Source organism: Bartonella machadoae (assembly GCF_022559585.1).
Taxonomy (GTDB): Bacteria; Pseudomonadota; Alphaproteobacteria; order Rhizobiales; family Rhizobiaceae; genus Bartonella; species Bartonella machadoae.
In genome coordinates this window covers 1,332,277-1,356,613 of the sequence record NZ_CP087114.1, presented here as the reverse complement: position 1 = coordinate 1,356,613, position 24,337 = coordinate 1,332,277, and the positions used below count along the sequence as shown (strand labels likewise).

Genomic DNA, 24,337 nt, shown 5'->3' with positions numbered 1-24,337 from the left:
TGACGTTATAAACTAAGCAGCTTTCACGATAGATCTTGCTAACACTTGTTTAGCTTCTTTAATTAAAGCTTTGTATTGCCTGTTTTCTTCGTCTACTCTAAAAGCATCAATAAGGCGCATATGAATTGGGCCTAAAAAATACAAAACTTTTTCACCAGCATTCATACCCTCCCAATGGCTTGGTAAATCAAAGCGTGTATCATTATTATAATCAACAGCTTGGTTTCTTAACTTTTTCTCACACTCAATAAAGTAACGACGGGCTTGCCTGCCTTTCTCATTCCTCTCAACCATTGAGAGTTCTTTTGCCATATCTAAGGTAAGGTGGTATTCTATTACTATGGCATTGTTCGCTTCCATTTTTTTGTGGAAGCGAATAAAGTCTTGTTTTTCAAGAAAAGAATAAGCAATTATGCGTTTCTTTATCCAAGTAGAAAAGTCTTGTTTGCTCTCTAAAAAAGCATGCAGGTCACGTGCATCAACCGTTTGAACTGTTTCCTGTTCAATAACTTTTTCTGATATTTTAATTAAAGTGTTCATAATGAACTCCTGTTTGTTAGACGCTTTCTATTGACACTCTAAAAAGAGTGCCGGGTGCTAGAAAACACGGCAAACAGTCCGTCGTCATGCTTTCCCCATAAAGGGTATTGTATAGCATAACTACACCCGACGGGATCATTATATGCGTGTAGCATAGAATGAGTCAAAGTCTTTAATGTGCGGAAGAAAGATTGTTTCGGCAATCTATCCGCTGTTTGCTTAAGGTGTTTTTGAGGCACCTGATTCGACAATAGACATAATGACATTATCTTGTCAAATAAAAAATTAGCAAACCCACGTAAATAAATTAGGTTTATTTTATCAAACCGCTTATATTTCTTTTCCATGATGGTCACCCCTTAATGCATGCTTTGTCTTTTAAGTTCTTGAGAAAGCACACCAATGCCTTTTGTTGTGATTTTTGCTGAAGGAATGACTTTATTTATTCCGCCAGACGTTTGAATAGTGATGGTAGGACAATCCATCAGACCTTTTTGGATTTTGTCTTGATAAGGCAACAGATGCCCATTTGCCATGCGTCGATAGACCCAACCCTTTTGCTGTAAGAAGAGAATGAACTGTTTTGGTTGCATTTCGAGTATTTTAGCAACTTCAGTAAGACCGAAAAGACCCTCATGGCGCTGTAAACTTTCAAGAGCCATTGCCTTTGGTTTTAATTCTGCAATCATATTGTCTTTTTGTTCATTCTCATTTTTGAGATAATTTAAAACCCCTAACATGACTTGTGGACTAGAGTAATCGATTTGCGGTGCCACTACTTGCTGTTCTAATTGTTGCCAACGATCAATAATCTTTGCTCGTAATGCAGTGCTATAACCTGAGACGAGGATTAAACATTCACGTTTGGGAAGATGGTAACAAGGAAGAGTACGACCTGTTGAATCCTTGTAAAATCCAGAAAAATCACTCAGCCCAAATTTGGGCTCAGTACTTTTAGAGTGTAGCTCTTCAAGCATTTGCTTAATATCACGCATAACGTGTTTATGTTGTTTACTACACAACTCTGCAATTTCACGACTCGACATGGTTTGAATAGCTTCGTTCTTAAAAGTACTTTCTGCTGTTGTGACAAGATTATGCATGCCTGTATTCCATTTGTGATAATATTTGAAAGAAAGAAAAGGAGGCGTTTTTAAAAACGCCCTTAATAGTTTGGATAATTTGGAATAACATCCCAAAAAGTCAGGCGGTGCTGCTCTTCATAAGTACCGTAGACTTCATCATTATATTTTTCGTCTGCAATTTCTTCTAAAAGACTATCGTAGGCAGCGCTTTCACCTACATAATAATGAACTTTACTGTCCTCATCGAGAAATTCTCTGTTTTCTTTTATGTATATTTCTGCAATTTCTTCAGAAATATCTTCACAACTGTTTTCAGAAGGATTTATGCGAAAGATTTTTATGGCATCATCTGCCTCGTCAATCATTTCTAAAACTTGACTTCCATCAAGTGGACCCGAATGCCCAATGTGCTCATCATCACAGACAACTAATAAAATTTCATCGGAATTAATAAGAATTGGCTTATCCATAATTTCTCCTCCCTGATGCCTCTTGGCTATCTCTTGTGTTTGGTTTATATAATTACTTATACGCAAATGTATAAATATAAGCAAGCAAAAAATTACATATATTTCATTTTTTTGCATTTTCACTTAAATGCTATCTTCAAAAACAATAGAATCAAAAGCTTTACTGGGATTATTTCATAAGTGGACGATAGGATTTGCGAGGTAGTATTGCAACTATTTCTCCAACCCATTTTATCTTAACATTTTTAATAGGTAGCGCATTCCATGATTTAAGTACAATGCCCTCTGAAGAACGGGTAATTTGTTTGATAAATCGTCTATTATCTTCTGTTAGCACAACAACTTCATCACCGTAATAATCGCTCACTGGTTTTGTTTGCAAATGTTTAACTACGATTAAATCACCATCTTTATACACAGGATACATAGAATCTCCACGAACCATGAATCCTATTGTTTCAAAAGGCAAATCAAATGGTATTTCGATTGTTTCAAGCCCATCTTCTGGGATTTGCTCAACATCAGTGTCAATCTCTAATCCCGCTCCTACATACCCCATAACAGGAACAAGTGTAGTAACTTGATTATAACCCTTTAAGCTCTTATAAAGTTCTAAAATTGCGTCTCTGTGTGAACCTCTGGGATCAGATTCGCTTCTTAACCATCTTGATACGGTTGCTTGGGTTACATTTAGTCTATCAGCAAGATCTTTCTGATTAAGACCAAACTCAGATTGCAATACTTGCAATGTCGCAATGATATTTTTCGTCATAATTAGTTACTTATGATTTTTAAATTAAAAAAATCTATTGTTTTTTTCATTATATGCTATACAATTGCGTATATGGTTAAAATAAAGGACTTAACTCAAATGGACACAGAGGGAAAATTTAAGGTTAAATCTATCCGAAAGTGTTTATCGCTAACACAAAAGGAATTAGCAGATATTTTAGGTGTTAAGCAAGCTTCTGTTTGTCGTTGGGAACAAGGCAAAGGACTATCTTTAAAGAGTTATTTAAAATTGCAACAATTGAAAGACAGCTCTGTTTCTAGTTCTGCTTTTATTGCTGCTCCTTTATCTGACAACAAACACCAACAGCACCATTCACACTCTTAAAGAAGAAAGATTAAGAGATGATAGATGAACCACATATCACTATAAGCAAAGTCCAGCTGATTGATCTTGTTAATAATATTGGAGAGGAAGACATATATTATGGTGTCCGTTCGCCTCATGGTACACATGAAATAAGCTTAGACCCCTCATCAACAGATTATCTTTCCTATATGCTGTATAGTATCTTTGCGCGTGATGATCGAAATTATTTTCCGTTATTGCCATACGATGATTTTAGTCAATGGTTTTCATCTGTGTTTACGCAAGCTTTTACAACTTGGTTTGATAATTATTTTTCTCAAGAGTTGTTATCTTTTTATCGCTTAAATGATCTGATCTTGTTTATGATCTTAGTCAAAGATAAGCTTGATATCTTAAGGCTTGATATCTTAAGGGATGAAGTTATCAAAAAAAGAAATCAAATCAATAAATCGTAGCATAAAAACGTTTTTCTAAGTGAGTTAATCCAATTTTTTAAAGTCTATGAGGTTGGTTTGTGTAGTTACAGTCATTGTTGTTTCTGGTTTCAATGGGGATGTATGAGTAATGATTAAAGTAACTTGGGCTTTTATATCTTCTTCACGCGCTGCTACAAAAATAAGAATTCCTGTGTACTTACCTTCTGAAGGAGCTATCGGAATATTAACATCGATTTCTTGTCCCGTTCGAAAATCCTTTGCTTCCTCACAGTATCCGGGTGATATTGTGTGTGACGTTTCAACGGCATCAGGTTTAACATATGGTGATTGCATTTGCCGCCATTTTTCTCCACGTTTATATCTGATGCCATATCCAAGAATAAAGCGAGAACCATCTTTTAGCTTTATATTTAAAACGTGGATGGTAGTTTGTGCACTGTTTTTTATCTTTAAACAAAGAAGCGTCCACTTGCCCATTGTTGGCAAATGGGGTCCAGTTATATATATGGAAGGTGGCGTTCCTAAATCCTCTACTCTTTTATTATCTAACAAAATTTTAATATGTTCTTCTGACCATTTGGCAAGATCTTTTGTCGATATCGCTTGCTCTTTAAGGGCTATCGTCTGTTTTTGGCTTTCTGCAAATTGCTTGGTTATCCATTCCCTATCTTCTTCTCGTTTTTTTGCAGTTGTTTCTAAATCATCTTTGCGGATTTTGGCTGCTTCTTTATGGTCTTTATTTCTTAAAATAAGCGCTACTAAAAGTGATCCGGCAAATGACAGAAAACCTGTAAGAAATATCTTTATCCATTCTTGCATCTTTCCCCTCCCCACTTTTTTCGAATCGTTGAGAGGTTACTTTTTTACAAACATTTTTTCAAGACAGCCAATCGCAATGCGCTCTGTCATAGCGCACGTATAAATACACAACAGCCTTAAGGGGGGGAATATGATCACTAACACACCAACCATTCTTTGTCTTGATCTAGGTACCAAAACGGGCTGGGCAATATGCGGTGCAGATGGTCACATCTTTAGTGGAACGGTCAATTTTCAATCACGCCGTTTTGAAGGCGGGGGTATGCGTTATTTGCGCTTTAAGCAATGGCTTACAGAAATGAAAGCAACAGCGGGTAGTATTGATGCCGTGTATTTTGAAGAGGTGCGCCGTCATGTTGGTACTGATGCGGCGCATGTTTACGGTGGCTTGTTAGCAACATTAGCAGCTTGGTGTGAATATCATCAGATAGCTTATGAAGGCATCCCTGTTGGTACCATAAAGAAGGCAACGACAGGAAAAGGAAATGCCTCAAAAGAAGAGATAATACAGGCGATATGTGCAAAGGGACACAAGCCTAAGGATGATAATGAAGCGGATGCTTTAGCAATTTTATATTTAATGAAAGAAGGGGATGCGCATGTCTAGTAAATTACCGTGGACGAGGCTGTTTGCAGACAAGTGGGTAATTAATCTCGCTTGTTTACCTTCAATTGAAGGTAATGTTTATATGCGCCTGCGGTTGCAAATGTTGCACACTGGAGAGCCCCTTGTAAACAATCTTAAAGTTTTAGCCCATTACACTGGTTATTCAGTAAAAACATTTGTGAAAGCTTTAGACGTTTTATTAAGTATGGGGCATATCATACGTCTGGAAGATGGTCGCTTATGGAATTTAGATGTTGAAGAAGAATTCAACAACTCTAATGGGAATTTAGATAAGGTATCAAAAACATCTCGATCAAAGAGATTATCAGAGAGAGCACAAAAAGCAGCGATAGCAAGATGGAATAAACATAAAAATGATGCTTGTGATCATGCTAAAGCCCCTGAAAATACTGAAAATTATGCTAAAAATGATGCTAAAGTTGTTAAGCATGATGCTTATGATATGCTTGATGATGCCTATATATATAACATAAACAATAACACTAACATTAACAGTTATAATAAAAAAACTAACACTATCGTGTTAGCAAAAAAAGAAATTGATTTTGAAGATTTAGAAACAAACGAACAGGTTGACGAGCCTTCAGAAGATCATGATTGCGAAAAGCGAGCAGATGCAATCGAAACGGTGGCAGAGGATAAACCTCCCATTCACGAGCAAGAAAACATTCCCAAAAAAGCAAAACGACGAGTGAAGACTAACAAAAGTGGTCGCTTGCCTGAGGATTTTGAACCTAATTTGCAATACGCAATCGATAAAGGCTTAACGCATGATGAGGCGCTGTTAGAAGTTGAACGCTTCAGAAATTTTTGGCTAGCCATCCCAAGCAAAAATGCAGATCAACGAGATTGGCAAAGAACTTGGTACAATTGGGTTACAAACCAGAATGGAACGCTAGCCAAGAAAAAAGAAAAATTAGAAAGGGAAAAACGGTATGGAAAACCGATCATTGAAAACACAGAATAACAACGCGGCCACGCTTATCGAATTACACAACACATGTCCGATGTTAAAAATTCAGACAGTCCGTACAAATTTCTATTCGAGGATGATGCAAGAACCTCCATTCCATTGGCTAGCGGGCAAAAAACCATCACCTGCAGAAGCGGAGAGAATTATCTCGTTGGGTAATGAAGTTTTGCAAAAGCTTGATGAAAAAGCTTCTGAAGAAGAAATAAAAGCTATGTTTCTCATGCTTTCTGGTGGGCTTAAAAGCCAATCTAGAGAAGATGAAAAAGCCACAGCTGTTGCTTATCTTTTTTCTCTTGGTGGTTTAAGCCGTTGGGCAATCAAAACCGCCACAAGAAATGTGATGAAAGGAGAAGCAGAAGGTTTATCGACAACGTTTATGCCTGCTTCTCCAGATCTCCTACTTTATTGCAAAAAGCTTGAAGATGATATTCAATCTACAGTTGAAAAGATATTTAAAGAACTCGATAGACCAGAGACGAAGCCAAAAGAAGAACCGGTCTCTGCTGAAAAATGGGAAGAGCTGGTACAAATGCTTAAAAAACCAATAATTGGTTTAAGCGCTTTCGAAAATCAATCTGAGTGATTTTTACACTAATGAGAGAAATATGGCACAATATTTTTTTGATGAAATTCAACATAAGAATCTAAAAGCGCTCTGTATAGTCATTTTTGAGGAAAATAGACCAATTGGTAAAATTATGGAATAAAAGCATGGGAATTTTCAAAGATTTGTTCTTAACAAAACGTAAACAACCGCAAAAAAAATTTGTTGCAACAGCTGTCGGATATGTACCATGGGGGGATGGAGCAGCTGAATATTTTTACAATCTCTACGAATACGAAGATGGCGCAAGAGAGTGTGAAAAATTTGATGGTGGGCAGTATTACACTATACCAAAAAATGCAGATTACAGTACCAAAGCGCAAGTGAAAGCGTGGGTTTATGGCGGTAGAGTGCCTAAAAGCGTCTTGAATTACGAGCCCCTCATAGATGAAATCAACAAGGAAATTAAAGCCCTTGTAACCCAAAAGGACACGATAAAATGCTAGATGATTTCATGAACAACTTGACAAATTTTTTAAAGCTATTAGGTTACGAGATAGGCTTAAAACACCTGTAACCAATCGGTTCAACAGTATCCCGAAAGATCTGTTGCTCTTCATTTAATTAGTCCAGGGTCTTCACGTGGATGTCCAAGGGTAACCTAAAGACGTGAAGGACTGAATTGGTTCGGTTGTTTTAGCCCTGGATACTTAAACTTTTAAAACAAAGGAACCAATATTATGAATACTCTAATTAAAATATCAGAACAAGCTATTGGACAAGAAACAGTTCAAACTGTCAATGCACGCGAATTATATACGTTTTTGGAAGTTAATGTGCGTTTCAATGATTGGATTGCGCGGCGGATAGAAGAGTATGATTTCCAAGAAAATCAAGACTTTGTGAATTTTACTCAAAAAAGAGTAAAACCTAAAAGCGGTCGTCCAAGTACAGAATATTATATCACTCTAGACATGGCGAAAGAACTTTCTATGGTTGAACGCAACGAGAAAGGACGTCAAGCTCGTCGTTACTTTATTGAGTGTGAAAAAAAACTAAAAAGCCAATCTGTTGATTATGATAGTGATACACGTTTTGATTTGCCAAGTTATTGGGAGGGTATGAATGCTGGTGAAAAAGTTTTATATCTTTTAGGTCCAATTCATATGCGTCTTATAGATGCTTTTAGAGTAGACGAAGAAAACAGGCAGTACAAAGCCTTAATCAAAGAAGCGAAACAGGTGTTAGAAAGATCTGTGACAAAAGCTGCTTAGATTTAAAATATGATCTCATCTTCTCCACTTTCAAAGTGGGGAGGATGATCTTAAGCTGCATCTTTGATTATAATCACAACTTGCTTACCTAGCACTGCTAGTGCTTGCTCCAATGTTTGAAGTTTAGTTGGATAGTTTAGATCAAGAATGCGACGCGCTTCTGTTTCTTTCTTGCCAAGACGATTAGCTAATTCTGTTTTTGTGATATTAGCATTATTAAAGGCTTCTACTACTGCTAGTTTGAGAGCATTCCATGCGTCTACCGTTACCGCTACAAGACCCTTATACTTCTGTGGTGTAGGTAAAGGTAAACCACGCATAGGATAGCTACGTAACGCTAGTCCCAACGCTTCAACAGCATTTTCTAACGCCTCTGCTCGATTTTCTCCAGCTGTTATTGCTTCAGGTACATCTGGAAAAGTTACGACAAAACCACCATCTGGATCAGATTCCAGCTTTGCTTGATAGGTATATTCCATATTTAAGTCTCCTTATCATTACTGAGATGGATTTGAAACGAAAAGTAATCAAACCGTTTGAATTGAAGTTTCATACCCCCAACTGTTTTTTTATTATTTTCACATAAAGTGGCGTCAATTCACCAGATTTTACAACGGTTGTTTTGTCTCCAAAAGTTACCAAATAATGCGATCCTTTTCCTGCATCAGGAGCTTCACTGTAATGAATGCCTCTTTTTCTAGCTTCTTTACGTAATTCTCTAAGCAGTGCTTCTCGTTTCATTTACCCTCCTCCTCAATTCATAAAATAACTATCGCACATAAAAGTTCGATAGTCAACAATAAATCGAACAAAAAAGTTTGATATAAGCTCTTTTATTTAGAGAATATTTTTTGAAAACGAGCAGAAGAAAAATTGACTGTACTGAAATTAGTAGTGATTATAGAGAACCTATTATCTCTGATAAAATTATTTTTACAACAGTATAAATAACGACGTGGATTTAATTTAAAAAATAAACAATTAAAAAGTAAAAATGGGATTCATATTGTAGATTCAATATGTTATAATGATTTCAAGTGGAGGCGAGAGAAGACAAAGTAGTTTATAACTTTATATAAAAAAATAATTTAAGAAATTGAAATCATCATTTTTTTCAGGAGTTGGCAGAAATTAACACGTGATTTCAACAATAGGAGCGTTCAGTGAACAAATTAACACCCCAATCTGATGGAGATACTAAGTTTCTCCTTGATATGCTTGATGTCCATCTGAAAAAAAATAATGGTTTTATAAAAACTGATTTTTATGACTTTAAGCATATATACGACGGTCCTTTTTTAGTTTCTGAAACCAAGTCTTTTCCACTTGAATCCATTATAATCGTAAATATCGAACAACCAACAGAAAATGAAAGAGATCCAATGGGTAAAAGCCCAGTTACGCATGTTTTTGATTATTTAGAAAAAGTTCGTAAAGGTGAGGCTTTCACGGTAGATGGATGTCCAATACCACCATCTCAAAATATTCCTGTATTTTGCTATATTGTCTGCGATTTAACTGAAAATATGAGAAGATCTTGCAGGTTTTTGGATTTAACTAAAACAAACGATGGTATGCGATATTTTGGTTACCACAAGAACTACAAAACCTATATAGAAGTTTTGTCTTTTGAAAAGCTTAAAAGTTGGAGAAGCTAAGTGGGGTTTAACAAATCCCATAGCAAAAGCTGCTTAGTTGAGTGGACTGCTGACTTTCACCTCGCCTTAAAAGATGGAGTGAATATTAACGTATTGAACGCATCATAGCATCACGTAAGATAGCATTGATCCGTGTTTGATAGCCTTTTCCTTGACTTTTAAGCCATGCTAACACGTCTGAATCTACACGCACTGTTGTAACAGTTTTCGTTGGTTTATAAAATGGATTGCGAACGGCGTTTTTCCAGAATGCATCATCAAGCGTCGGAATATCGCTATGATCAATTGCGCTGTCCGGCATTGCAGCCAGTTTATCAATTTCAACTCTCTGTTCATCTGTCAAAGGTGATAAGTTACCTACATCAATTTCATAACGAACTTTCTTCTTCATAACGTTTCCTTTCTTTCGAATTGGCTCGCCGCGCTGAAATAATACGGATTACCTCTATGCCCTCTTTATCGTCATGGATAGTATGCGCTACGAGTAGCAGTAAAAAACCATCCACAAGTCCCAAAGTTTGCCAACGATATTCTCCGTTTTCAATACGGTCTTGTCTAACCATGGCGAATGGGTCTGCAAAAACACGTGCGGCTATTTCAAAACTCACATGGTGCTTTCTAAGATTACTTTTTGCTTTAGTTTTATCCCACTCAAATCTTATTTTCATATCTTATGTTAATACATTTTTGTATGTATATCAAGGATTTTAAATAAATACTGAACTATTGATGTTTTTTTGCACAATTAATATAATGCAATACTTTAAAAAACTGTTATTAATAATTGATAATATTGAATAAATATAAATATTATGCTAAGATTTAGCACGTATTAAAGCACAAATTTAAGGTAAAAAAACATGCTGAACAAAGTGATGCTAATTGGGCATTTGGGGGCTAATCCCGAAAGCAAAACAATGAATAATGGGACTGAGGTAGTTAATTTTCGTATGGCAACTTCTGAAAGCTATACTGATAAGGCAACCAATCAAAGAGTCGACAAAACGGAATGGCATTCTGTTGTGATTTTTAATCCACATCTGGCAAAAATTGCTCTTCAATATCTCAATAAAGGTTCAAAGGTCTATGTAGAAGGCAAATTACAAACCCGCAAATGGAAAGATAGAAATGGTGGCGAACATCTTGCAACAGAGATTGTCTTGCCACAATTCAAAGGTGAATTGTATTTACTTGATGCAAAGAAAGACCAATCTGCATCCCCTACCCCTTTACCGGTCACTGCTCAAAGTTATGCTGCTACTTCAGGAGCTGCTGATTATGGAAAACCTGTCAATGATGCTATTCCATTCTGATTGAAAAATATGACAAAGAAAAAGAAACGAGCAAAACGTGGACGTCCACGAATTAAGGGATGTGTAAGAGAACCAAATGGACGCATCTCAAGAGCAAAAACACCGCGTGAACCTGTTGATCAATTGGCAATAGAAATGCGTGCTAAACGCTTTGGTTTGTCCATAGAAGATGCCAAAAATCCGCTTGCTGGTACCTATATCGGGCGGCTTTATTTGCAAGGGAAACTCAATCAAGATCAATATGAAGCTGCACAAAAATACCTTGAAGTAAAAAATGATTATCTCTGTGCAAAGGCATTGCCTAATGCGGTTTATAATGAAATGCCATCCTCTTCTGATGATAGAGCAAGAGAGAAATGGGTTGAATTTGCAACCGAACAGTTTTTAAGTATGCAAGACGTAGTAAAAGAAACACAAGCTTTAAATCGACAGTTTAATCTTTACGCTGCGTTACAATACCTTATTATAGAAGATCAAATGCTACCGCATCTTGTTAATTCACTCTGTATTGTACTTGATGCGCTTCACAAACATTTCAACCATTAAACAAAGAATTGACATCAGATGAAAAATTGACTAAAATGTGTATATATTTACACATTATGAGTTTAGAGAATGGAACAAGATAGCCGAAAAATCATTGCAAAATTAAAGCGTGATGGCTTTGAACTTGTGAAAGTGAGAGGTTCTCATCATAAATTAAAAAAAGATGATAAAGTTGTTATTGTCCCACATCCTAAAAAAAATCTTCCTATTGGTACAGCACGTTCTATTGCGCAACAAGCAGGCTGGTTGAAAAAAGGAGAAGAAGAATGAAAAGATTTTTTGCTCTTGTTCATAAAGATGAAGATTCTGCTTTTGGTGTTCAGTTTCCTGACTTTGAAGGACTTTTTTCTGCTGCGGATGAAGAAAAAAATCTCATCACAAATGCAACTGAAGCCCTTCAACTTTATTGTGAAGATATGGATACAGTGCCTATGCCCTTAAAATTTGAAGAAGTCATACAACAGCAATCTGTCAAAACAGCTTTGGCAGAAGGAGCTTTTTTAATACAAGTCCCCTTTATTGAAAATGATGCTGAAGTGGTACGTATGAATATATCTATTGAACGAGGACTTTTACGTGCCATTGATAATTGTGCACAAGAAAGAGGCTTAACAAGATCTGCTTTTTTGGCAACAGCAGCGCGTCACGAGCTTAATATTTAGAATTTCTTGCTTTTTGAGTGCGTCAACATATGCTATTTTGTTTCTAAAAACACCAGATTTTGATCAAAAAAATAAAAAAATACTAGATGATGATTTTTTCTATTGACATCGTGTAAAAAATCCTATTTAATGACAATACTGCACTAGTCGTATTGCGTCTAAAATTCAAAAATGTTCCCTAAAAATTTGGTAAAATATGGACCTGAAACATGGCTAAAGAGCCCGGTTTTCTTGGTAATTCTGGCTTGTCCATTTTTCACAGTGTAAACATCAATATTTGACGCATGATGTCATTAAATCATTCCTCAAAAGGAGCAATAATGAAAGCTGTCATCACTAAACCAATCTGTGTCGTTGGCGACAATAAAAGCACCGTTCGTTTTGAACCTTCTACACAAAATACCCCTTTTGTTGAAATTTCTAATCAGGTCTATGCTCGTCTTAAGCGTGCCAATGCTGCAAAACCTTTTGTTGAAAGCAAAACAAATGCAAAGCCTGATAAGACAAGTGAAAAGGTTGAAAAAGAAGAAAATAAAAATGGGCAAACATCAACTGAATCAGTGGTAGAGGAAACCACACCCAAACAAACCAAAACATCTAAAGTTTCTAAGACAGCAACATCTACTCCAAAAAAGGCTTAGAAGTTGAAATTAATTATCCACCAAAAATGGTATCTTCAACAAGCAAAGGATACCTTTACAAATCTTCAAGCTCCACGCCTTAATTGGGCTTTGCGTAATGCTGTAAATACCGCAGCAAAACAAGTAGAGCGCTTTGCCGAAAAGAAAGTTTCTAAACTTACATCCGCCCAATCAAAGCGTATCAAGAAAGGTGTTTATATTAAAGGCAAGGCTACAGCACAGCTTCTCGAGACAGATATCATTGGTTCTGGAACACCAATACCTCTTAAATTTTTTAAAACAAGAGAAACAAAACATGGTGTGACCTACACAATGTTTGGCAAAAAAGAAATCTTACCCCATGCTTTTATTCGAGGTGGGAGTTTTCCAAAGCGTGTTGAATTAAAAATGGGCAACAATGTTTTTCAAAGAGCCGATGGTGATCAATTCCCTATTGCAAAACAAGAAGGACCATCAATTGCTAGAGTAATGTCCAAGCCAGAAATTGCAAATACTATTACACAATATGCCAATGAGAGATTAATCAAAAATATCCAGAGACAACTTGATCGTCAAAAATATGCCGCTAATAAGAAAAAGAAATAATGTTCTTAAGCTATGTAAACACACTACTCACTTTAATTGTAATTTTTAAAGCAAATTATCACTTATATTTTGGCTTTTTCCAGAAAAAATGCAATAAAATCAATGCAAAAGGTACTTTCCAGCGGGTTGGGAGTGTTGCGGGGCAGGACAGCGCGAACTATCGCTAGCGTTAGAACTTTTCAAATTGACTGTACATTGTACACATAACCCATTGATAAATAAAGATTTCAATATGTACACTGTACAATATATGATTATTTAAAGACAAAAATTATCGAAAGAGACTTGACATTATTTCTGTAACATATATCTTCGAATCAGGGGCCTAAGAAACACCTTAAAACAACAAGCGGATTGATTGCCGAAACAGTCTCTTCTCCGCCAATTAAAAGCTTTGACTCATTATATGTTACACGCATATAATGACCTCGTCGGGTGTGGTTATGCCATAAAATACCCTTTCGGGGGAAAGCATAACGACGGGCTTGTTGCCGTGTTTCTTAGCACCCGGCACTTTTTTTAAGTGTCATTAAGAAACATCTATCAACAAGGAATTCGTTATGAATAATCTTATAGAAATTAGAGAACAGGTTATTGATCAAGAAACTGTTCAAACGGTCAATGCACGTGAGTTGCACACATTTTTAGAAATCACATCAAAGTTTGCAGACTGGATTAAAAATCGTATTAAAGAATGTAAATTTCGGGAAAATATAGACTTTATAGGTTTTTCTAAATTTTTAGAAAAAGGTGGGCGTCCAAGCATAGAATACTACTTGACATTAGATATGGCTAAACACCTTGCCATGATTGAGCGTAATGAAAAAGGGCACCAAGCAAGAGAGTACTTTATTGAGTGTGAAAAACTTGCAAAGCAAGTAGCAACACCACAGATTGACTACTCAAGTCCTCAAGCAATGATTGGTTTCTTGAATCACTTACAAAATCAAATCGAGCAGAAAGATCATGTGATTGCAGAGTTAGAGCCTAAAGCCAAGGCACTTGACGGTTTAAAACGTTCTGATGGTTTGTTTGGTTTGATTGAATCTGCAAAAATGTTAGAAATACGACCAAAAGATCTAACCGATTACTTGCGTAAACATGATTGGGGCTATCGACGGGCTCCGAGTGCTCCTTTGTTACCTTATCAAGATAAAATCAAAAAAGGTCTCATGGATTGCCCTGCTATCACTATTCAAAGACCGGATGGTACAGAAAAGGTGCTCCCTTCAACAAAAATCACATCTAGAGGATTGGCTTGCTTAAGAGAACAAATCCATGGAGGTGTACAATGAAAGTAGATACCAATTTTTTATGTGATTTGTGGATGGCTTTGTTTCAATTTGTCAATTGTGAAGATATTAAAGATAAAGACTGTAGCGCACTGGTTGAAGTCATAGGCATTGTAGAAAAAGCTTTGATTTTAAAACTTCAGGATGACGTGCCAAATATTACAAAAATTTTAGCAGTCCTTACAGGTTTTGGAACTTCAGAATTACCGCATATTATGAATCCATTATTGCAAGTTTATGCTCCCAATATTGAAAGCCCTATTAAAAAGGTTGCTTAAGTAAAAACATACCCCTCCCCGTTCTCAAAAATGGGGGGGGGTGATTAAACCCTACATTCAAATTTATTGATTTTAGCAAATTCATCTGCTTTTTCAGTTTGTAATATACTAACGTCGTAAGCAGCTTGCATGTTAAGCCAAAATTCAGCAGTGGTATCAAAAAAATAGGCTAATCTTAGTGCTGTATCGGGAGTGACTGGACTGTTTTCAGCAACAATCCGTTCTATCCTCGTGCGTGGAACATTCAATGCTTTTGCAAGAGCATAAGCAGAAAGAGCATATTCTTTTAAATATTCTTCTCGTAAAATTTCTCCGGGGTGTATTGCTATATAATTTTTCATCTCGACCTCCTGCAAATCAATGATAATCTACAATTTCAACTTCATAGGCGCCATTAGAACGCCATTCAAAACAAATACGAAACTGGTCATTAATACGAATAGAATATTGACCTTTACGTTCTCCTTTCAATGCCTCTAGACGATTTCCCGGAGGACTGCGCAAATCCTTGAGATCAACTGCCTTATCAAGCATAAATAATTTTCTTTGGGCTATACGCACTAGAGTTGAAGGAAAGCCTCTGGGCGGGTTCCCTTCTAAAAGATCTTTACACCGCTTATCCGCAAAAGATTCAATCACAAAATCACCTTCATTCGTTCTTTTATGTATCATAGCATGATACCAATCTAAAGAAAAGAATAAATGTTTAATAACGGAAATAAAAATGAACAAGAAGTATCGTGAGGGTCTCTCGGTTCGCGCTTTTGCCAAGAAGATGGGTGTGTCGCATAATGCGGTAGTTTCTCGAATTAAAACAGGCAAATTTGATGCTGCTCTTTTTGAAGATGGTTCTGTCAATGAAGCTCTTGCAACAGCGATATGGAATGAGAATCCTACTAAGAAAACTCATCAGAAATCTACACAAATTAAACAGGATTCCGCAAAAGCAGCCAATGAATTTGAGATCAAATTGGAGCGAATACAAGTTGCGCTTGAAAGAGAGAAGATTGCTCTGGAAAAGTTACGCGAAACAACGGTTGACCGTGAAGAAATGAAAAAGGCGGCGCGTGAATTTGGAAGAGCACACCGTGATGCCATGTTGAAGTTTCCTCACCGTTTCGGTGCAAGCATTGCAGCACAAGTGGGATGTGATGCTGCGAGCCTTATTGGTGCCATTGATTATTATATGAGAACAGCTTTGCTTGAGGCGGTTAACATTCCAGTGCCTTTTCATGATCCTCATTCTCCGGAGTTAGAAATCTTGCAAGAAACGAATAATGGATGAAAATGCAATCGAAGAATTTTTCGCCAATGCCAATGACGCACGACAACCAGATCCACCGTACACGGTTTCGCAATGGGCGGATAAGAATAGATACCTTAGCACCGTAGCAAGTGCAGAGCCTAGATTGTGGAGAACAAAGCGTACCCCTTATTTGCGCGAAATCATGGATAACCTTTCTTCTTATGTGCCAATTGAAACAACAATTGTCATGAAAGGAGCGCAAATTGGAATGTCTGAAGCAGGATTGAACTTCTGCGGTTATGCTATTCACTATAGTCCGGGACCCGCTCTTTATGTAATGCCTACTGTCGAGACCGCGAAGAAACTGTCAAAAACGCGTCTTGATCCAATGATTATGGCAAGCCCTGTTTTAAGTGAACGCATTGCCCCTGCCCGTGCACGTGACAGCGGAAATACAATGTTTTCGAAAGAATTTGATGGGGGAGCATTGATGCTTACAGGAGCAAACAGTGCTGCTGGTTTGCGTTCCATGCCTATTCGTTATCTGATTTTGGATGAAGTTGATGCCTATCCTCTCAGTGTGGATAACGAAGGTGATCCTGTGATGATTGCCGAAAAGCGTACCTCAACCTTTGTGCAGAGAAAGATTTTTAAATTGTCCACGCCAACACACCGTGACACAAGCCGTATTGCCAAAGATTTCGTGCTTGGTGATCAAAGATATTACAATGTCCCTTGTGATAAGTGTGGGGTTCTACAGCCCATTGTTTGGTCGCAAATCAAGTGGCCGAAAGGAGCCCCCGAAAAAGCTGTTTTTGTTTGTGCCCATTGTGGTCATGAACATGCCGAGCACAGAAAAACCGATCTTATGAGTGAGGAAAGAGGCGCGTGCTGGGTTCCTACGAGTGAATCAACGAGACCGAATTTACGCTCTTATCATATTTCGGCACTCTATTCACCTTGGCTAACGTGGGGAGAATGCGCAAGAGAGTTTTTAGAAGCGAAAGATGATCCAGCGCTTTTGCAACCTTTTGTTAATACAGTGCTTGGAGAGCCATGGGAGGACAGAACAGGTGAAGTTGTTGATCCTGATAGCCTCTATGCAAAACGCGAAGATTATCCCATTGCACCGCCGCAAGCCGTGTTATTGACCGCCGGCATCGATGTGCAAAACGACCGCTTAGAGCTTGAAGTGGTTGGATGGGGGCGTGGTGAAGAAAGCTGGCACATTGATTATCACATCATTCCTGGTGATCCGTCTTCTTTTGAAGTCTGGGACCAACTGGATGAATATCTGGCAAGACGTTGGTCACACCCTGGTTACAAAGATGGCATCAGAATAACAGCGGCTTGTATTGATACCGGTGGTGGACATACACAAGCCGTTTACAATTATGTACGCCCCCGTGAAGGACGACGCATCTGGGGGATTAAGGGACAGGCGGGATGGCGTGCGGTATGGCCACGCCGTCCAAGCAGAAACAATAAAGGACAGATTAATCTCTATATTGTTGGTGTTGATGCGGCAAAAGATATTATCACGGCACGATTAAAAAAATCCGGTCCTGAAGCATCGGGGGCTGGTGCAACACACTTTCATAAAAGCCTTGATCGAGAATATTTTGACCAGCTCACGGCTGAAAGAAAAGTCATCAAATATTTTAAAGGCTTCAAGCGCATTGAATGGCAAAAAAGTGAGAAAGCAAGAAACGAGGCTTTGGATTGTAGGGTTTATGCTTATGCCGCTTTACAGGGGCTAATTTCGGCAGGAATAAACCTTAACCTGGAAGTCGATATCTTAGAAGAGCGTTTGGAAAAACTTAAAGTTGACGCTTCTTTAGAGCAGCCAACATCAGGGATTTCTTCATCCACTTCTCCCAAAAGAACGCAGACAGCACAACCTCAAAGGAAGCAATTCAGAACGATAATAAATCCTTATATGCGAGGAGATTGGAGGTAATTTGTGGATGAAGAATTGAAGCAAATAAACAGCAAAACTGAGAGACTTGAAAGTTTAAAAAGGCGACGCGAACAAATTGAAGAGGCTCTTTATTCGGGAGCGCAATCCGTGCGCCATGGCGATAAGCAAGTAAGCAACCGTTCTGTTGAGGAACTTCGCAGAGCACTTGAGATGCTGAACACACAAATAGAGAACCTTGAAGGACGCAAGCGTTCACGTGTTTTCTATTTTAATATATCACGAGGCTATTAATGGCTGGCTTTATCAATAAACTCACGGGCTTTTTTACAATTTCTCGTCAACACAATCCGCCTCTTGAAGCTGCAAGCAAAAGCCGTCGCATGGGTGGGTTTGATCCCGCAAAAAAACACATCAATAAAGCAATTGAAGAATGCGGCGAAACCATTACTGCTCGTTCAAGATGGCTTTATGACAATGAATCTCTTTATGGCTCGGCAACAGAAGAATGGGTTTCCGCAGCTGTGAGTGATGGGATTAAACCTTATCCTCGTATTGAAGGATTTCAAGAAGAAAAGAAAAAGCTTTTAGACTTATGGTGGCAATGGGTTGATGAGGCGGATTATGATGAAGATGCGAGCTTTTATGGTTTGCAAGCAACAATTGCACGAGAAGTCTTTTTAACCGGCGAATGTTTTGTAAGACTGCATTATGTTGACCTTTATGGACGCTCTGGGGTGCCTCTTCAATTACAAATCTATCCAACCGAAATGCTGGACCTCACTTACAATGGACCTGCGGAAATTGAAGGCAATTACATTCGTATGGGTATTGAATTTGATGCCAGTGGCAAGCGTGTTGCTTATCATTTCTGGGAACACCACCCCTATGATGATTGCCCTGCAAACAGTGCATTTAAGAGCCAAGAACGCGTGCGTATCCCCGCAAGAATGGTCCTTCATATCAAAGAGCGCCGTATTGCCGGACAATTGCGCGGTTCTCCAAAAATAACGCGCAGTATGACAAAGATCTTTCAATTGGAATCCTATGATGATGCGAAACTTGATCGAAAAAGAACAGCAGCTCTTTTCGCGGTGTTTATCTCAGGAAATTCCCCAAACGACGCCAAATTACTTGATAATCGTAACGAAAAAGACGAAGAAGAAGAATCCGAATTACCTGTCATTGAACCAGGTGGATCATTTTATTTAGGAGAAAATAAAGAGATAAAATTCTCAAATCCTGTTGAGGTTGGTGGTTCTTATGAAGCCTTTCAATTTCGCAATATTTTAAAAATTTGCTCGGCTCTCAATATGCCTTATGCCGTTGTCACTGAAGACGTTACGCGGGGTAATTTTTCCAATGTACGCACCTCCATTATTCAGTTTAGACGTCACGTCAAACAATGGCGCGAACATATCATTGCCTTTCAATTCAACCGCATTGTCTGGGAGCGCTTTGTGGAAATGTCCGTGCTTGCTGGATGCGTAGAATTACCAGGATGGGAAGAAAATCCCTTGCCATGGCTTCAATGTGAAAGCTTTGCGCCCCCGCTTGAAATGATTGATCCAAACAAAGATATCTCGGCAGAAAAAGAAGAAATTCGCGCCGGTTTAAAAACACGAAGAATGGCACTTGCCGAACGGGGTTTTGATATCGACAGCATCCATGCCGAACTCGAAGAAGAACACACCGATGCTCGTGCCCGTGGTTTATCTTTTGATACCGATATGGCGGCACCCTCTGGTGAAAATCAAACGACGAATTTCACAGATTCAGATCCTTCTGAGACTTATGAAAGCAACCAAGGCAGTGAGGCGCATAAAAATGACTAATAATCTTGACATGCCGTTTTTAGTATCACGGCTTTTTGGTGTTCCACATATGCTTGCCTCGACAAAGCTTGATGTCATTCTTAACGCTCTTGCACCGCGTCTTTTTGCAGGAGAAAAGTTTGCCCCTCAGGCTTTTTTGCAAGGGGATAGCGCATCTTTCAAACCACCTGAGAGTTACGTGGTGCGCAATAATGTTGCCATCCTACCGGTTCATGGCACACTGGTGCGCCGCGGTGCATGGCTTGGTGCCCTTTCAGGATTAACCTCTTATGAAGGCTTAAGCGCCTCTTTTCGTGAAGCCATTAAACAGCCTGATGTCCGAGCTGTTTTGCTCGATATTGACAGTGGTGGTGGAGAAGCCGGCGGAGTGTTTGATTTGGTTGAAGAATTCCAAGCACTCTCAAAACAGCATCAAAAACCAATTTGGGCGCATGCCAATGAGTTTGCCTGTTCTGCTGCTTATGCCATTGCCTGTTCTGCTTCGCAAATCTGGGTAGCTCGCACAGGCGTTGTCGGCTCAATTGGGGTGGTTTGTGCGCATCTTGACCAATCAAGCGCAGATGAAAAACAAGGGTTTAAATGGACCTTTGTCTTTGAAGGTGATCACAAGGTTCATGGTAATCCTCACGAGCCATTGGCTGATATTGCGCTTAACAAAATGCAAGCAGATTGCGCCCTGCTCTACGAGATGTTTGTCGATTGGGTAGCACAAAACAGACCAATGAATGCGGACGCAATTCGTGACACACAGGCAGAAACTTTTATAGGCATCCAAGCTATCACGCTTGGATTAGCAGATGCGCAAGGCACGCTTGCGCAAGCTTTGGAATCCTTAACGGATTTCATCTCACAAACCCCAACTGTAACAGCAAAAGAAGGACAAAACACATGGCACGCACACAATACCGCGCCCAACAAGAAGAAGATGAAGAGATTGTCGACATCCGCGATGAAGAAGAGGATGAAAATGATCACAACAGCGATAAAAACGCCGAAATCTTTGACGACAACGAAGACGAAGAGGAGGATGAAGACAATGAGGACAAACGCGAAAACCTAAAAGCCATCCTTGAACAAGAAAGAAAGCGCGCTCAAGCACTGACAACCCTTGAAAGGCAAGCAAAGCGCTTAGGGGTTTCTTTTGATGCCGCAAAGGCTATTCAAAACGGTATGAGTATCGAGAAAGCACGCCAGTGCGTCTTGACGGAGGCTAGCTCGCAAAGCGCCTCTTTAAAACTATCGCCTTATGTTCCTCATACTGATGGAGAAAGCAAGGCAAAAATTCATGCAAAATGGCAATCAATTTGGAAGGCAATAAAATGAGTCATATTATTTATGAAGATGTTCGCAATGGCGCTTATCTTGGGCGCTACGACCCTGACATGTCAAATGAACAAGTGGTGTTTGCATCAGGAGCCTTCATTGAGGCTGGGACTGTCATGGGAAAGATAACAAAAACGGGAAAATATGTCCCTCTTAATCCGGCAGCATCTGATGGCAGTGCGGTGCCCGCAGGGATTTCTTATGCCACTGTTGATGCAACAGGTGAAGAACAACGTGCCGTCATTACAGCGCGTTTGAGTACTGTAAAAGCTTCGGAACTGATATGGCCCGATGCAATACTGGAGCAAGAAAAAATGGCAGCTATCCAGTCTTTAGAAGACAACAATAAAATTCTGTTGCGATAGGAGAATACGCACATGGATATGAATTTTTTTAAACATGATGCTTTCTCAAGCATTACAATGATGAAAGCCATTGAAAACTATGAGTTTCAACCGGGTCTTGTAAGCTCTCTCAATCTTTTTGAAGAAGTTGAAACCAGCACCACAGTGGTTGGTATTGAACGGCGTGATAATACATTTTCGCTTATTCAAACCAGCGAACGCGGAGCCCCTTTAGCAGAAGGTGACAGAGACAGTCGTAATCTTCGGTTTTTCAAAACAACCCGTATTGCCAAAAGTGATACTGTGAAATCAGAAGAAATCCAAAACCGGCGTGAATTTGGCACAGAAGATCAGTTAGAGACGGCAATGAAATATATTGCCAGAAAACAAAAGAAACTGATTTCTGAAATCGAATTGACATGGGAAAACATGCAGCTTGGTGCTGTTCAAGGTGTTGTCCTTGATGCTGATGGTTCGGTGATTGTCGATTGGTATAAGGAATGGGAAATTACCCCACCAAAGCCAATTGACTTTAAACTGGAGAATGAAACAACCAATGTTGCTGATAATGTTGATCAGGTCATTATGCGAATGATTGAAGCTTCAAAAGGAGCATTCTCTGACCGTTCACGGATTATTGGACTTTGTGGGAATGAATTCTTTTCCAAACTAAAAAACCATAAAACCATTCGTGAAACCTATTTAAACACAGCCTTAGCTCAGACACTCAATAGCGCAGGAGGCGTTGCAACACCAAGTGCTCTTGGCTCAGGGAGCTTTGGTAGTTTTGACTTTGCGGGTGTGACCTTTATCAATTATCGCAGTATTCATAACTATAATGTGAGTGCAAAGGCTGGAACAAAGCGTGCGATAGGAATTAAGCCTGATGAATGTCAATTCTTTCCTGTTAATGCGCCTGGTGTATTCCAGAAAACCTTTGCACCTGGTGAAAGCTTAGATTTTGCCAACACGGTGGGAAAACCTCTCTACACGATGCTAATCGTCGATCATGACCGTAATGCATGGGTAAAGCCTGAAGTTTACAGCTATCCGCTTTACATTTGCACACGTCCTGAAATGCTGTTCAAAGCCGTCATTGGAGGGAAATAACATGCTATGGCACGGGCTGCTTAACAAAATGGTAAAAGAGGTACGCAACACCTTTGGGCAGCCCGTCATCTATACGCGAAAGGACAATCAACAATCTTTTCGGATTACAGCAATTTACGGCATCAAACATTCGGAATCGGATGCTGGTGGTAGAATACCAACAACAATTCCAAGAAAAGAACTTGATCTTTGTATCAATGATATTGGCGGATTGCCACCAAAAGCTGAGGATAATGTCGTGGTGCTCGCCCCTGAAAACACTGAAGAGACAACTCAAGAGCGCTTCATTGTCACAGATGTCCAAGCCTCTGAATCCGGTATGTATAAGCTTATTTTAAGGGAGGTAAAATAAAGAACCCTCTTATCATTTTTAAAAAATCTTATATTACTGCTTGACAAGATTATGGGAATATGAATAATCGAATCAGGTGCCTAACAAACACCTTAAATACACAGCGGATGGATTGCCGAAACAATCTTTTCTCCGCCAATTAAAAGCTTTGACTCGTTATATGTTGCACGCATATAATGGCTTGTCGGGTGTAGTTATGCTATACAATACCCTTGCGGGGAAAGCATAACGACGGACTGTGTACCGTGTTTGTTAGCGCCCGGCATTCTTTTAGAGTGTCATTAACAAACGTCTAATTACACAGGAGCCAAATCATGGTACAATATTTAATAGACATACATCAAACCACTATTAATGGTGATATTGTTCAGACAGTAAATGCACGTGAGTTACATGCGTTTTTGGAAGTAGGTAAAAAGTTTGCGGATTGGATTACTGAACGTATCAACAAATATAATTTAGTAGAAAATCAAGACTTTGTTTGCTTCCCAATTTTGGGAAGCAAAGGCAGGGGAGGACATAATCGTAAAGATTATCATTTGACTCTAAGTGTCGCAAAAGAACTTTCTATGCTTGAGAACAATAAGAAAGGTAGAGAAGCTCGTTTGTACTTTATTGAGTGTGAAAAACTTGCAAAGCAAGTAGCAACACCACAGATTGATTATTCAAGTCCACAAGCAATGATTGGTTTCTTGAATCACTTACAAAGCCAAATCGAGCAGAAAGACCATGTGATTGCCGAGTTAGAGCCTAAAGCCAAGGCACTTGATGGCTTGAAACGCTCTGATGGTCTGTTTGGTCTTATTGAATCTGCAAAAATGTTAGAAATACGACCAAAGGACTTAACCGATTATTTGCGTAAACATGATTGGGTCTATCGACGGGCTCCGAGTGCTCCTTTATTACCTTATCAAGATAAAATCAAAAAAGGTTTGATGGATTGCCCTGCTATTACTATTCAAAGACCGGATGGTACAGAAAAGGTGCTCCCTTCAACAAAAATCACATCTAGAGGATTGGCTTGCTTAAGAGAACAAATCCATGGAGGTGTACAATGAAAGTAGATACCAATTTTTTATGTGATTTGTGGATAGCGTTGTCTCAATTTTCTAACCATAAAGGCATTGGAGATAAAGATTGTAAGGCACTGGTTGAGGTTATGGGCATTGTAGAAAAAGCTTTGATTTTGAAACTTCAAGATGACGTGCCAAATATTACAAAGATTCTAGCAGTTCTTACAGATTTTGGAGCTTCAGAGTTTCCCGCAACGATAGATCCTTTTTTAAAAGCTTACCAGCCGAATTTGGAAAACCCTATTAAAAAGGTTGCCTAAGTAAAAATATATCCCTCCCCGTTCTCAAAAAT

At 38.8% G+C, this 24,337-nt stretch carries 38 protein-coding genes; 27 read left to right on the top strand and 11 right to left on the bottom strand.

Going from position 1 to position 24,337, the window contains the following annotated elements:
* Positions 1 to 12: 12 nt before the first annotated feature.
* The 4 genes from LNM86_RS06650 to LNM86_RS06635 all read right to left on the bottom strand — a co-directional run bounded on the left by LNM86_RS06650 (position 13) and on the right by LNM86_RS06635 (position 2,867).
* The gene (locus LNM86_RS06650) at positions 13 to 540 is read right to left on the bottom strand and encodes an antA/AntB antirepressor family protein (RefSeq protein ID WP_241437032.1); all 528 of its coding nucleotides are present in this window, start codon (positions 538 to 540) and stop codon (positions 13 to 15) included.
* A gap of 359 nt (positions 541 to 899) precedes the next feature.
* Positions 900 to 1,643: a Rha family transcriptional regulator gene (locus tag LNM86_RS06645; RefSeq protein WP_241437031.1), complete on the bottom strand. Its 744-nt coding sequence runs from the start codon at positions 1,641 to 1,643 to the stop codon at positions 900 to 902.
* Positions 1,644 to 1,705: 62 nt separating this feature from the next.
* Entirely contained in the window at positions 1,706 to 2,095 is a 390-nt protein-coding gene (locus LNM86_RS06640; protein ID WP_241437030.1) for a hypothetical protein, read from the bottom strand.
* A gap of 169 nt (positions 2,096 to 2,264) precedes the next feature.
* Positions 2,265 to 2,867, bottom strand: coding sequence for a S24 family peptidase (locus LNM86_RS06635; protein ID WP_241438868.1), 603 nt, complete (start codon positions 2,865 to 2,867; stop codon positions 2,265 to 2,267).
* Positions 2,868 to 2,966: 99 nt separating this feature from the next.
* Here LNM86_RS06635 and LNM86_RS06630 point away from each other — a divergent pair, with 99 nt between their 5' ends.
* Positions 2,967 to 3,212, top strand: coding sequence for a helix-turn-helix transcriptional regulator (locus LNM86_RS06630; RefSeq protein ID WP_241438867.1), 246 nt, complete (start codon positions 2,967 to 2,969; stop codon positions 3,210 to 3,212).
* Between the two features lie 17 nt (positions 3,213 to 3,229).
* The gene (locus tag LNM86_RS06625; protein WP_241438866.1) at positions 3,230 to 3,649 is read left to right on the top strand and encodes a hypothetical protein; all 420 of its coding nucleotides are present in this window, start codon (positions 3,230 to 3,232) and stop codon (positions 3,647 to 3,649) included.
* Positions 3,650 to 3,673: 24 nt separating this feature from the next.
* Here LNM86_RS06625 and LNM86_RS06620 read toward each other — a convergent pair whose 3' ends face one another.
* Positions 3,674 to 4,450: a hypothetical protein gene (locus LNM86_RS06620; protein WP_241438865.1), complete on the bottom strand. Its 777-nt coding sequence runs from the start codon at positions 4,448 to 4,450 to the stop codon at positions 3,674 to 3,676.
* Positions 4,451 to 4,580: 130 nt separating this feature from the next.
* Here LNM86_RS06620 and LNM86_RS06615 point away from each other — a divergent pair, with 130 nt between their 5' ends.
* From LNM86_RS06615 to LNM86_RS06595, 5 genes are all read left to right on the top strand, one after another.
* Positions 4,581 to 5,057: a crossover junction endodeoxyribonuclease RuvC gene (locus tag LNM86_RS06615; RefSeq protein WP_241438864.1), complete on the top strand. Its 477-nt coding sequence runs from the start codon at positions 4,581 to 4,583 to the stop codon at positions 5,055 to 5,057.
* On the top strand, positions 5,050 to 6,045 hold the full coding sequence (locus LNM86_RS06610; protein WP_308219235.1) for a hypothetical protein: 996 nt from the start codon (positions 5,050 to 5,052) through the stop codon (positions 6,043 to 6,045). Before LNM86_RS06615 ends, LNM86_RS06610 begins: the two co-directional genes overlap by 8 nt.
* Positions 6,046 to 6,085: 40 nt before the next feature.
* On the top strand, positions 6,086 to 6,634 hold the full coding sequence (locus tag LNM86_RS06605; protein WP_308219234.1) for a hypothetical protein: 549 nt from the start codon (positions 6,086 to 6,088) through the stop codon (positions 6,632 to 6,634).
* Positions 6,635 to 6,762: 128 nt separating this feature from the next.
* Positions 6,763 to 7,101 carry a hypothetical protein gene (locus tag LNM86_RS06600; protein ID WP_241438862.1) on the top strand — a complete coding sequence of 113 codons (339 nt, stop codon included), beginning with the start codon at positions 6,763 to 6,765 and terminating at the stop codon, positions 7,099 to 7,101.
* Between the two features lie 234 nt (positions 7,102 to 7,335).
* Positions 7,336 to 7,869: an antA/AntB antirepressor family protein gene (locus LNM86_RS06595; RefSeq protein WP_241438860.1), complete on the top strand. Its 534-nt coding sequence runs from the start codon at positions 7,336 to 7,338 to the stop codon at positions 7,867 to 7,869.
* 50 nt (positions 7,870 to 7,919) lie between these two features.
* On the opposite strand, the gene LNM86_RS06590 is transcribed toward LNM86_RS06595, so the two are convergent.
* Entirely contained in the window at positions 7,920 to 8,348 is a 429-nt protein-coding gene (locus tag LNM86_RS06590) for a type II toxin-antitoxin system HicB family antitoxin (RefSeq protein ID WP_241438858.1), read from the bottom strand.
* A gap of 70 nt (positions 8,349 to 8,418) precedes the next feature.
* A complete protein-coding gene (locus tag LNM86_RS06585) occupies positions 8,419 to 8,610 on the bottom strand; it encodes a hypothetical protein (RefSeq protein WP_015399257.1) in 192 nt (63 codons plus the stop codon).
* Positions 8,611 to 9,032: 422 nt separating this feature from the next.
* Between LNM86_RS06585 and LNM86_RS06580 the strand changes: the two genes are divergently transcribed.
* Positions 9,033 to 9,527: a hypothetical protein gene (locus LNM86_RS06580; RefSeq protein ID WP_241438856.1), complete on the top strand. Its 495-nt coding sequence runs from the start codon at positions 9,033 to 9,035 to the stop codon at positions 9,525 to 9,527.
* 85 nt (positions 9,528 to 9,612) lie between these two features.
* Here the strand turns inward: LNM86_RS06580 and LNM86_RS06575 are convergent, their stop codons facing one another.
* On the bottom strand, positions 9,613 to 9,918 hold the full coding sequence (locus LNM86_RS06575; protein ID WP_241438854.1) for a BrnA antitoxin family protein: 306 nt from the start codon (positions 9,916 to 9,918) through the stop codon (positions 9,613 to 9,615).
* Positions 9,896 to 10,195 carry a BrnT family toxin gene (locus LNM86_RS06570; protein ID WP_241438853.1) on the bottom strand — a complete coding sequence of 100 codons (300 nt, stop codon included), beginning with the start codon at positions 10,193 to 10,195 and terminating at the stop codon, positions 9,896 to 9,898. The genes LNM86_RS06575 and LNM86_RS06570 overlap by 23 nt, the downstream gene beginning before the upstream one ends.
* 192 nt (positions 10,196 to 10,387) lie before the next feature.
* Between LNM86_RS06570 and ssb the strand changes: the two genes are divergently transcribed.
* From ssb to LNM86_RS06530, 8 genes are all read left to right on the top strand, one after another.
* The gene (gene ssb / locus LNM86_RS06565) at positions 10,388 to 10,840 is read left to right on the top strand and encodes a single-stranded DNA-binding protein (protein WP_241438852.1); all 453 of its coding nucleotides are present in this window, start codon (positions 10,388 to 10,390) and stop codon (positions 10,838 to 10,840) included.
* A 9-nt stretch (positions 10,841 to 10,849) separates the two neighbouring features.
* Positions 10,850 to 11,386: a hypothetical protein gene (locus tag LNM86_RS06560; RefSeq protein WP_241438851.1), complete on the top strand. Its 537-nt coding sequence runs from the start codon at positions 10,850 to 10,852 to the stop codon at positions 11,384 to 11,386.
* Positions 11,387 to 11,455: 69 nt separating this feature from the next.
* Positions 11,456 to 11,656, top strand: a complete 201-nt coding sequence (locus LNM86_RS06555) for a type II toxin-antitoxin system HicA family toxin (protein ID WP_241438850.1) — start codon at positions 11,456 to 11,458, stop codon at positions 11,654 to 11,656.
* Positions 11,653 to 12,048, top strand: a complete 396-nt coding sequence (locus tag LNM86_RS06550) for a type II toxin-antitoxin system HicB family antitoxin (RefSeq protein WP_241438849.1) — start codon at positions 11,653 to 11,655, stop codon at positions 12,046 to 12,048. The genes LNM86_RS06555 and LNM86_RS06550 overlap by 4 nt, the downstream gene beginning before the upstream one ends.
* A gap of 320 nt (positions 12,049 to 12,368) precedes the next feature.
* A complete protein-coding gene (locus tag LNM86_RS06545) occupies positions 12,369 to 12,689 on the top strand; it encodes a hypothetical protein (protein ID WP_241438941.1) in 321 nt (106 codons plus the stop codon).
* A 3-nt stretch (positions 12,690 to 12,692) separates the two neighbouring features.
* A complete protein-coding gene (locus LNM86_RS06540; RefSeq protein ID WP_241438848.1) occupies positions 12,693 to 13,274 on the top strand; it encodes a hypothetical protein in 582 nt (193 codons plus the stop codon).
* Between the two features lie 560 nt (positions 13,275 to 13,834).
* Positions 13,835 to 14,569 (top strand): antA/AntB antirepressor family protein, encoded by a 735-nt coding sequence (locus LNM86_RS06535; protein ID WP_241438846.1) that lies wholly within the window; start codon positions 13,835 to 13,837, stop codon positions 14,567 to 14,569.
* Complete coding sequence (locus LNM86_RS06530) at positions 14,566 to 14,844, top strand: hypothetical protein (RefSeq protein WP_241438844.1); 279 nt, start codon at positions 14,566 to 14,568, stop codon at positions 14,842 to 14,844. Before LNM86_RS06535 ends, LNM86_RS06530 begins: the two co-directional genes overlap by 4 nt.
* Before the next feature lie 44 nt (positions 14,845 to 14,888).
* Here LNM86_RS06530 and LNM86_RS06525 read toward each other — a convergent pair whose 3' ends face one another.
* Entirely contained in the window at positions 14,889 to 15,185 is a 297-nt protein-coding gene (locus LNM86_RS06525) for a HigA family addiction module antitoxin (RefSeq protein WP_004861504.1), read from the bottom strand.
* A 16-nt stretch (positions 15,186 to 15,201) separates the two neighbouring features.
* Entirely contained in the window at positions 15,202 to 15,516 is a 315-nt protein-coding gene (locus tag LNM86_RS06520) for a type II toxin-antitoxin system RelE/ParE family toxin (RefSeq protein WP_241438842.1), read from the bottom strand.
* A gap of 52 nt (positions 15,517 to 15,568) precedes the next feature.
* Here LNM86_RS06520 and LNM86_RS06515 point away from each other — a divergent pair, with 52 nt between their 5' ends.
* The 11 genes from LNM86_RS06515 to LNM86_RS06465 all read left to right on the top strand — a co-directional run bounded on the left by LNM86_RS06515 (position 15,569) and on the right by LNM86_RS06465 (position 24,305).
* On the top strand, positions 15,569 to 16,129 hold the full coding sequence (locus LNM86_RS06515) for a hypothetical protein (RefSeq protein WP_241438841.1): 561 nt from the start codon (positions 15,569 to 15,571) through the stop codon (positions 16,127 to 16,129).
* Positions 16,122 to 18,050 carry a phage terminase large subunit family protein gene (locus tag LNM86_RS06510; protein ID WP_241438186.1) on the top strand — a complete coding sequence of 643 codons (1,929 nt, stop codon included), beginning with the start codon at positions 16,122 to 16,124 and terminating at the stop codon, positions 18,048 to 18,050. The genes LNM86_RS06515 and LNM86_RS06510 overlap by 8 nt, the downstream gene beginning before the upstream one ends.
* 3 nt (positions 18,051 to 18,053) lie before the next feature.
* Positions 18,054 to 18,302, top strand: coding sequence for a phage head-tail joining protein (locus tag LNM86_RS06505; RefSeq protein WP_241438023.1), 249 nt, complete (start codon positions 18,054 to 18,056; stop codon positions 18,300 to 18,302).
* Positions 18,302 to 19,843 carry a phage portal protein gene (locus tag LNM86_RS06500; protein WP_241438185.1) on the top strand — a complete coding sequence of 514 codons (1,542 nt, stop codon included), beginning with the start codon at positions 18,302 to 18,304 and terminating at the stop codon, positions 19,841 to 19,843. The genes LNM86_RS06505 and LNM86_RS06500 overlap by 1 nt, the downstream gene beginning before the upstream one ends.
* Complete coding sequence (locus LNM86_RS06495) at positions 19,836 to 20,903, top strand: S49 family peptidase (RefSeq protein ID WP_241438184.1); 1,068 nt, start codon at positions 19,836 to 19,838, stop codon at positions 20,901 to 20,903. Before LNM86_RS06500 ends, LNM86_RS06495 begins: the two co-directional genes overlap by 8 nt.
* A complete protein-coding gene (locus tag LNM86_RS06490) occupies positions 20,786 to 21,166 on the top strand; it encodes a hypothetical protein (protein WP_241438878.1) in 381 nt (126 codons plus the stop codon). Before LNM86_RS06495 ends, LNM86_RS06490 begins: the two co-directional genes overlap by 118 nt.
* Complete coding sequence (locus tag LNM86_RS06485) at positions 21,163 to 21,531, top strand: head decoration protein (protein WP_241438183.1); 369 nt, start codon at positions 21,163 to 21,165, stop codon at positions 21,529 to 21,531. The genes LNM86_RS06490 and LNM86_RS06485 overlap by 4 nt, the downstream gene beginning before the upstream one ends.
* A gap of 12 nt (positions 21,532 to 21,543) precedes the next feature.
* On the top strand, positions 21,544 to 22,620 hold the full coding sequence (locus tag LNM86_RS06480) for a major capsid protein (RefSeq protein WP_241438020.1): 1,077 nt from the start codon (positions 21,544 to 21,546) through the stop codon (positions 22,618 to 22,620).
* Position 22,621: 1 nt separating this feature from the next.
* Entirely contained in the window at positions 22,622 to 22,972 is a 351-nt protein-coding gene (locus LNM86_RS06475) for a head-tail joining protein (RefSeq protein WP_241438182.1), read from the top strand.
* Between the two features lie 314 nt (positions 22,973 to 23,286).
* A complete protein-coding gene (locus LNM86_RS06470; RefSeq protein ID WP_241438181.1) occupies positions 23,287 to 24,030 on the top strand; it encodes an antA/AntB antirepressor family protein in 744 nt (247 codons plus the stop codon).
* On the top strand, positions 24,027 to 24,305 hold the full coding sequence (locus tag LNM86_RS06465) for a hypothetical protein (protein ID WP_241438180.1): 279 nt from the start codon (positions 24,027 to 24,029) through the stop codon (positions 24,303 to 24,305). Before LNM86_RS06470 ends, LNM86_RS06465 begins: the two co-directional genes overlap by 4 nt.
* Positions 24,306 to 24,337: the final 32 nt, after the last annotated feature.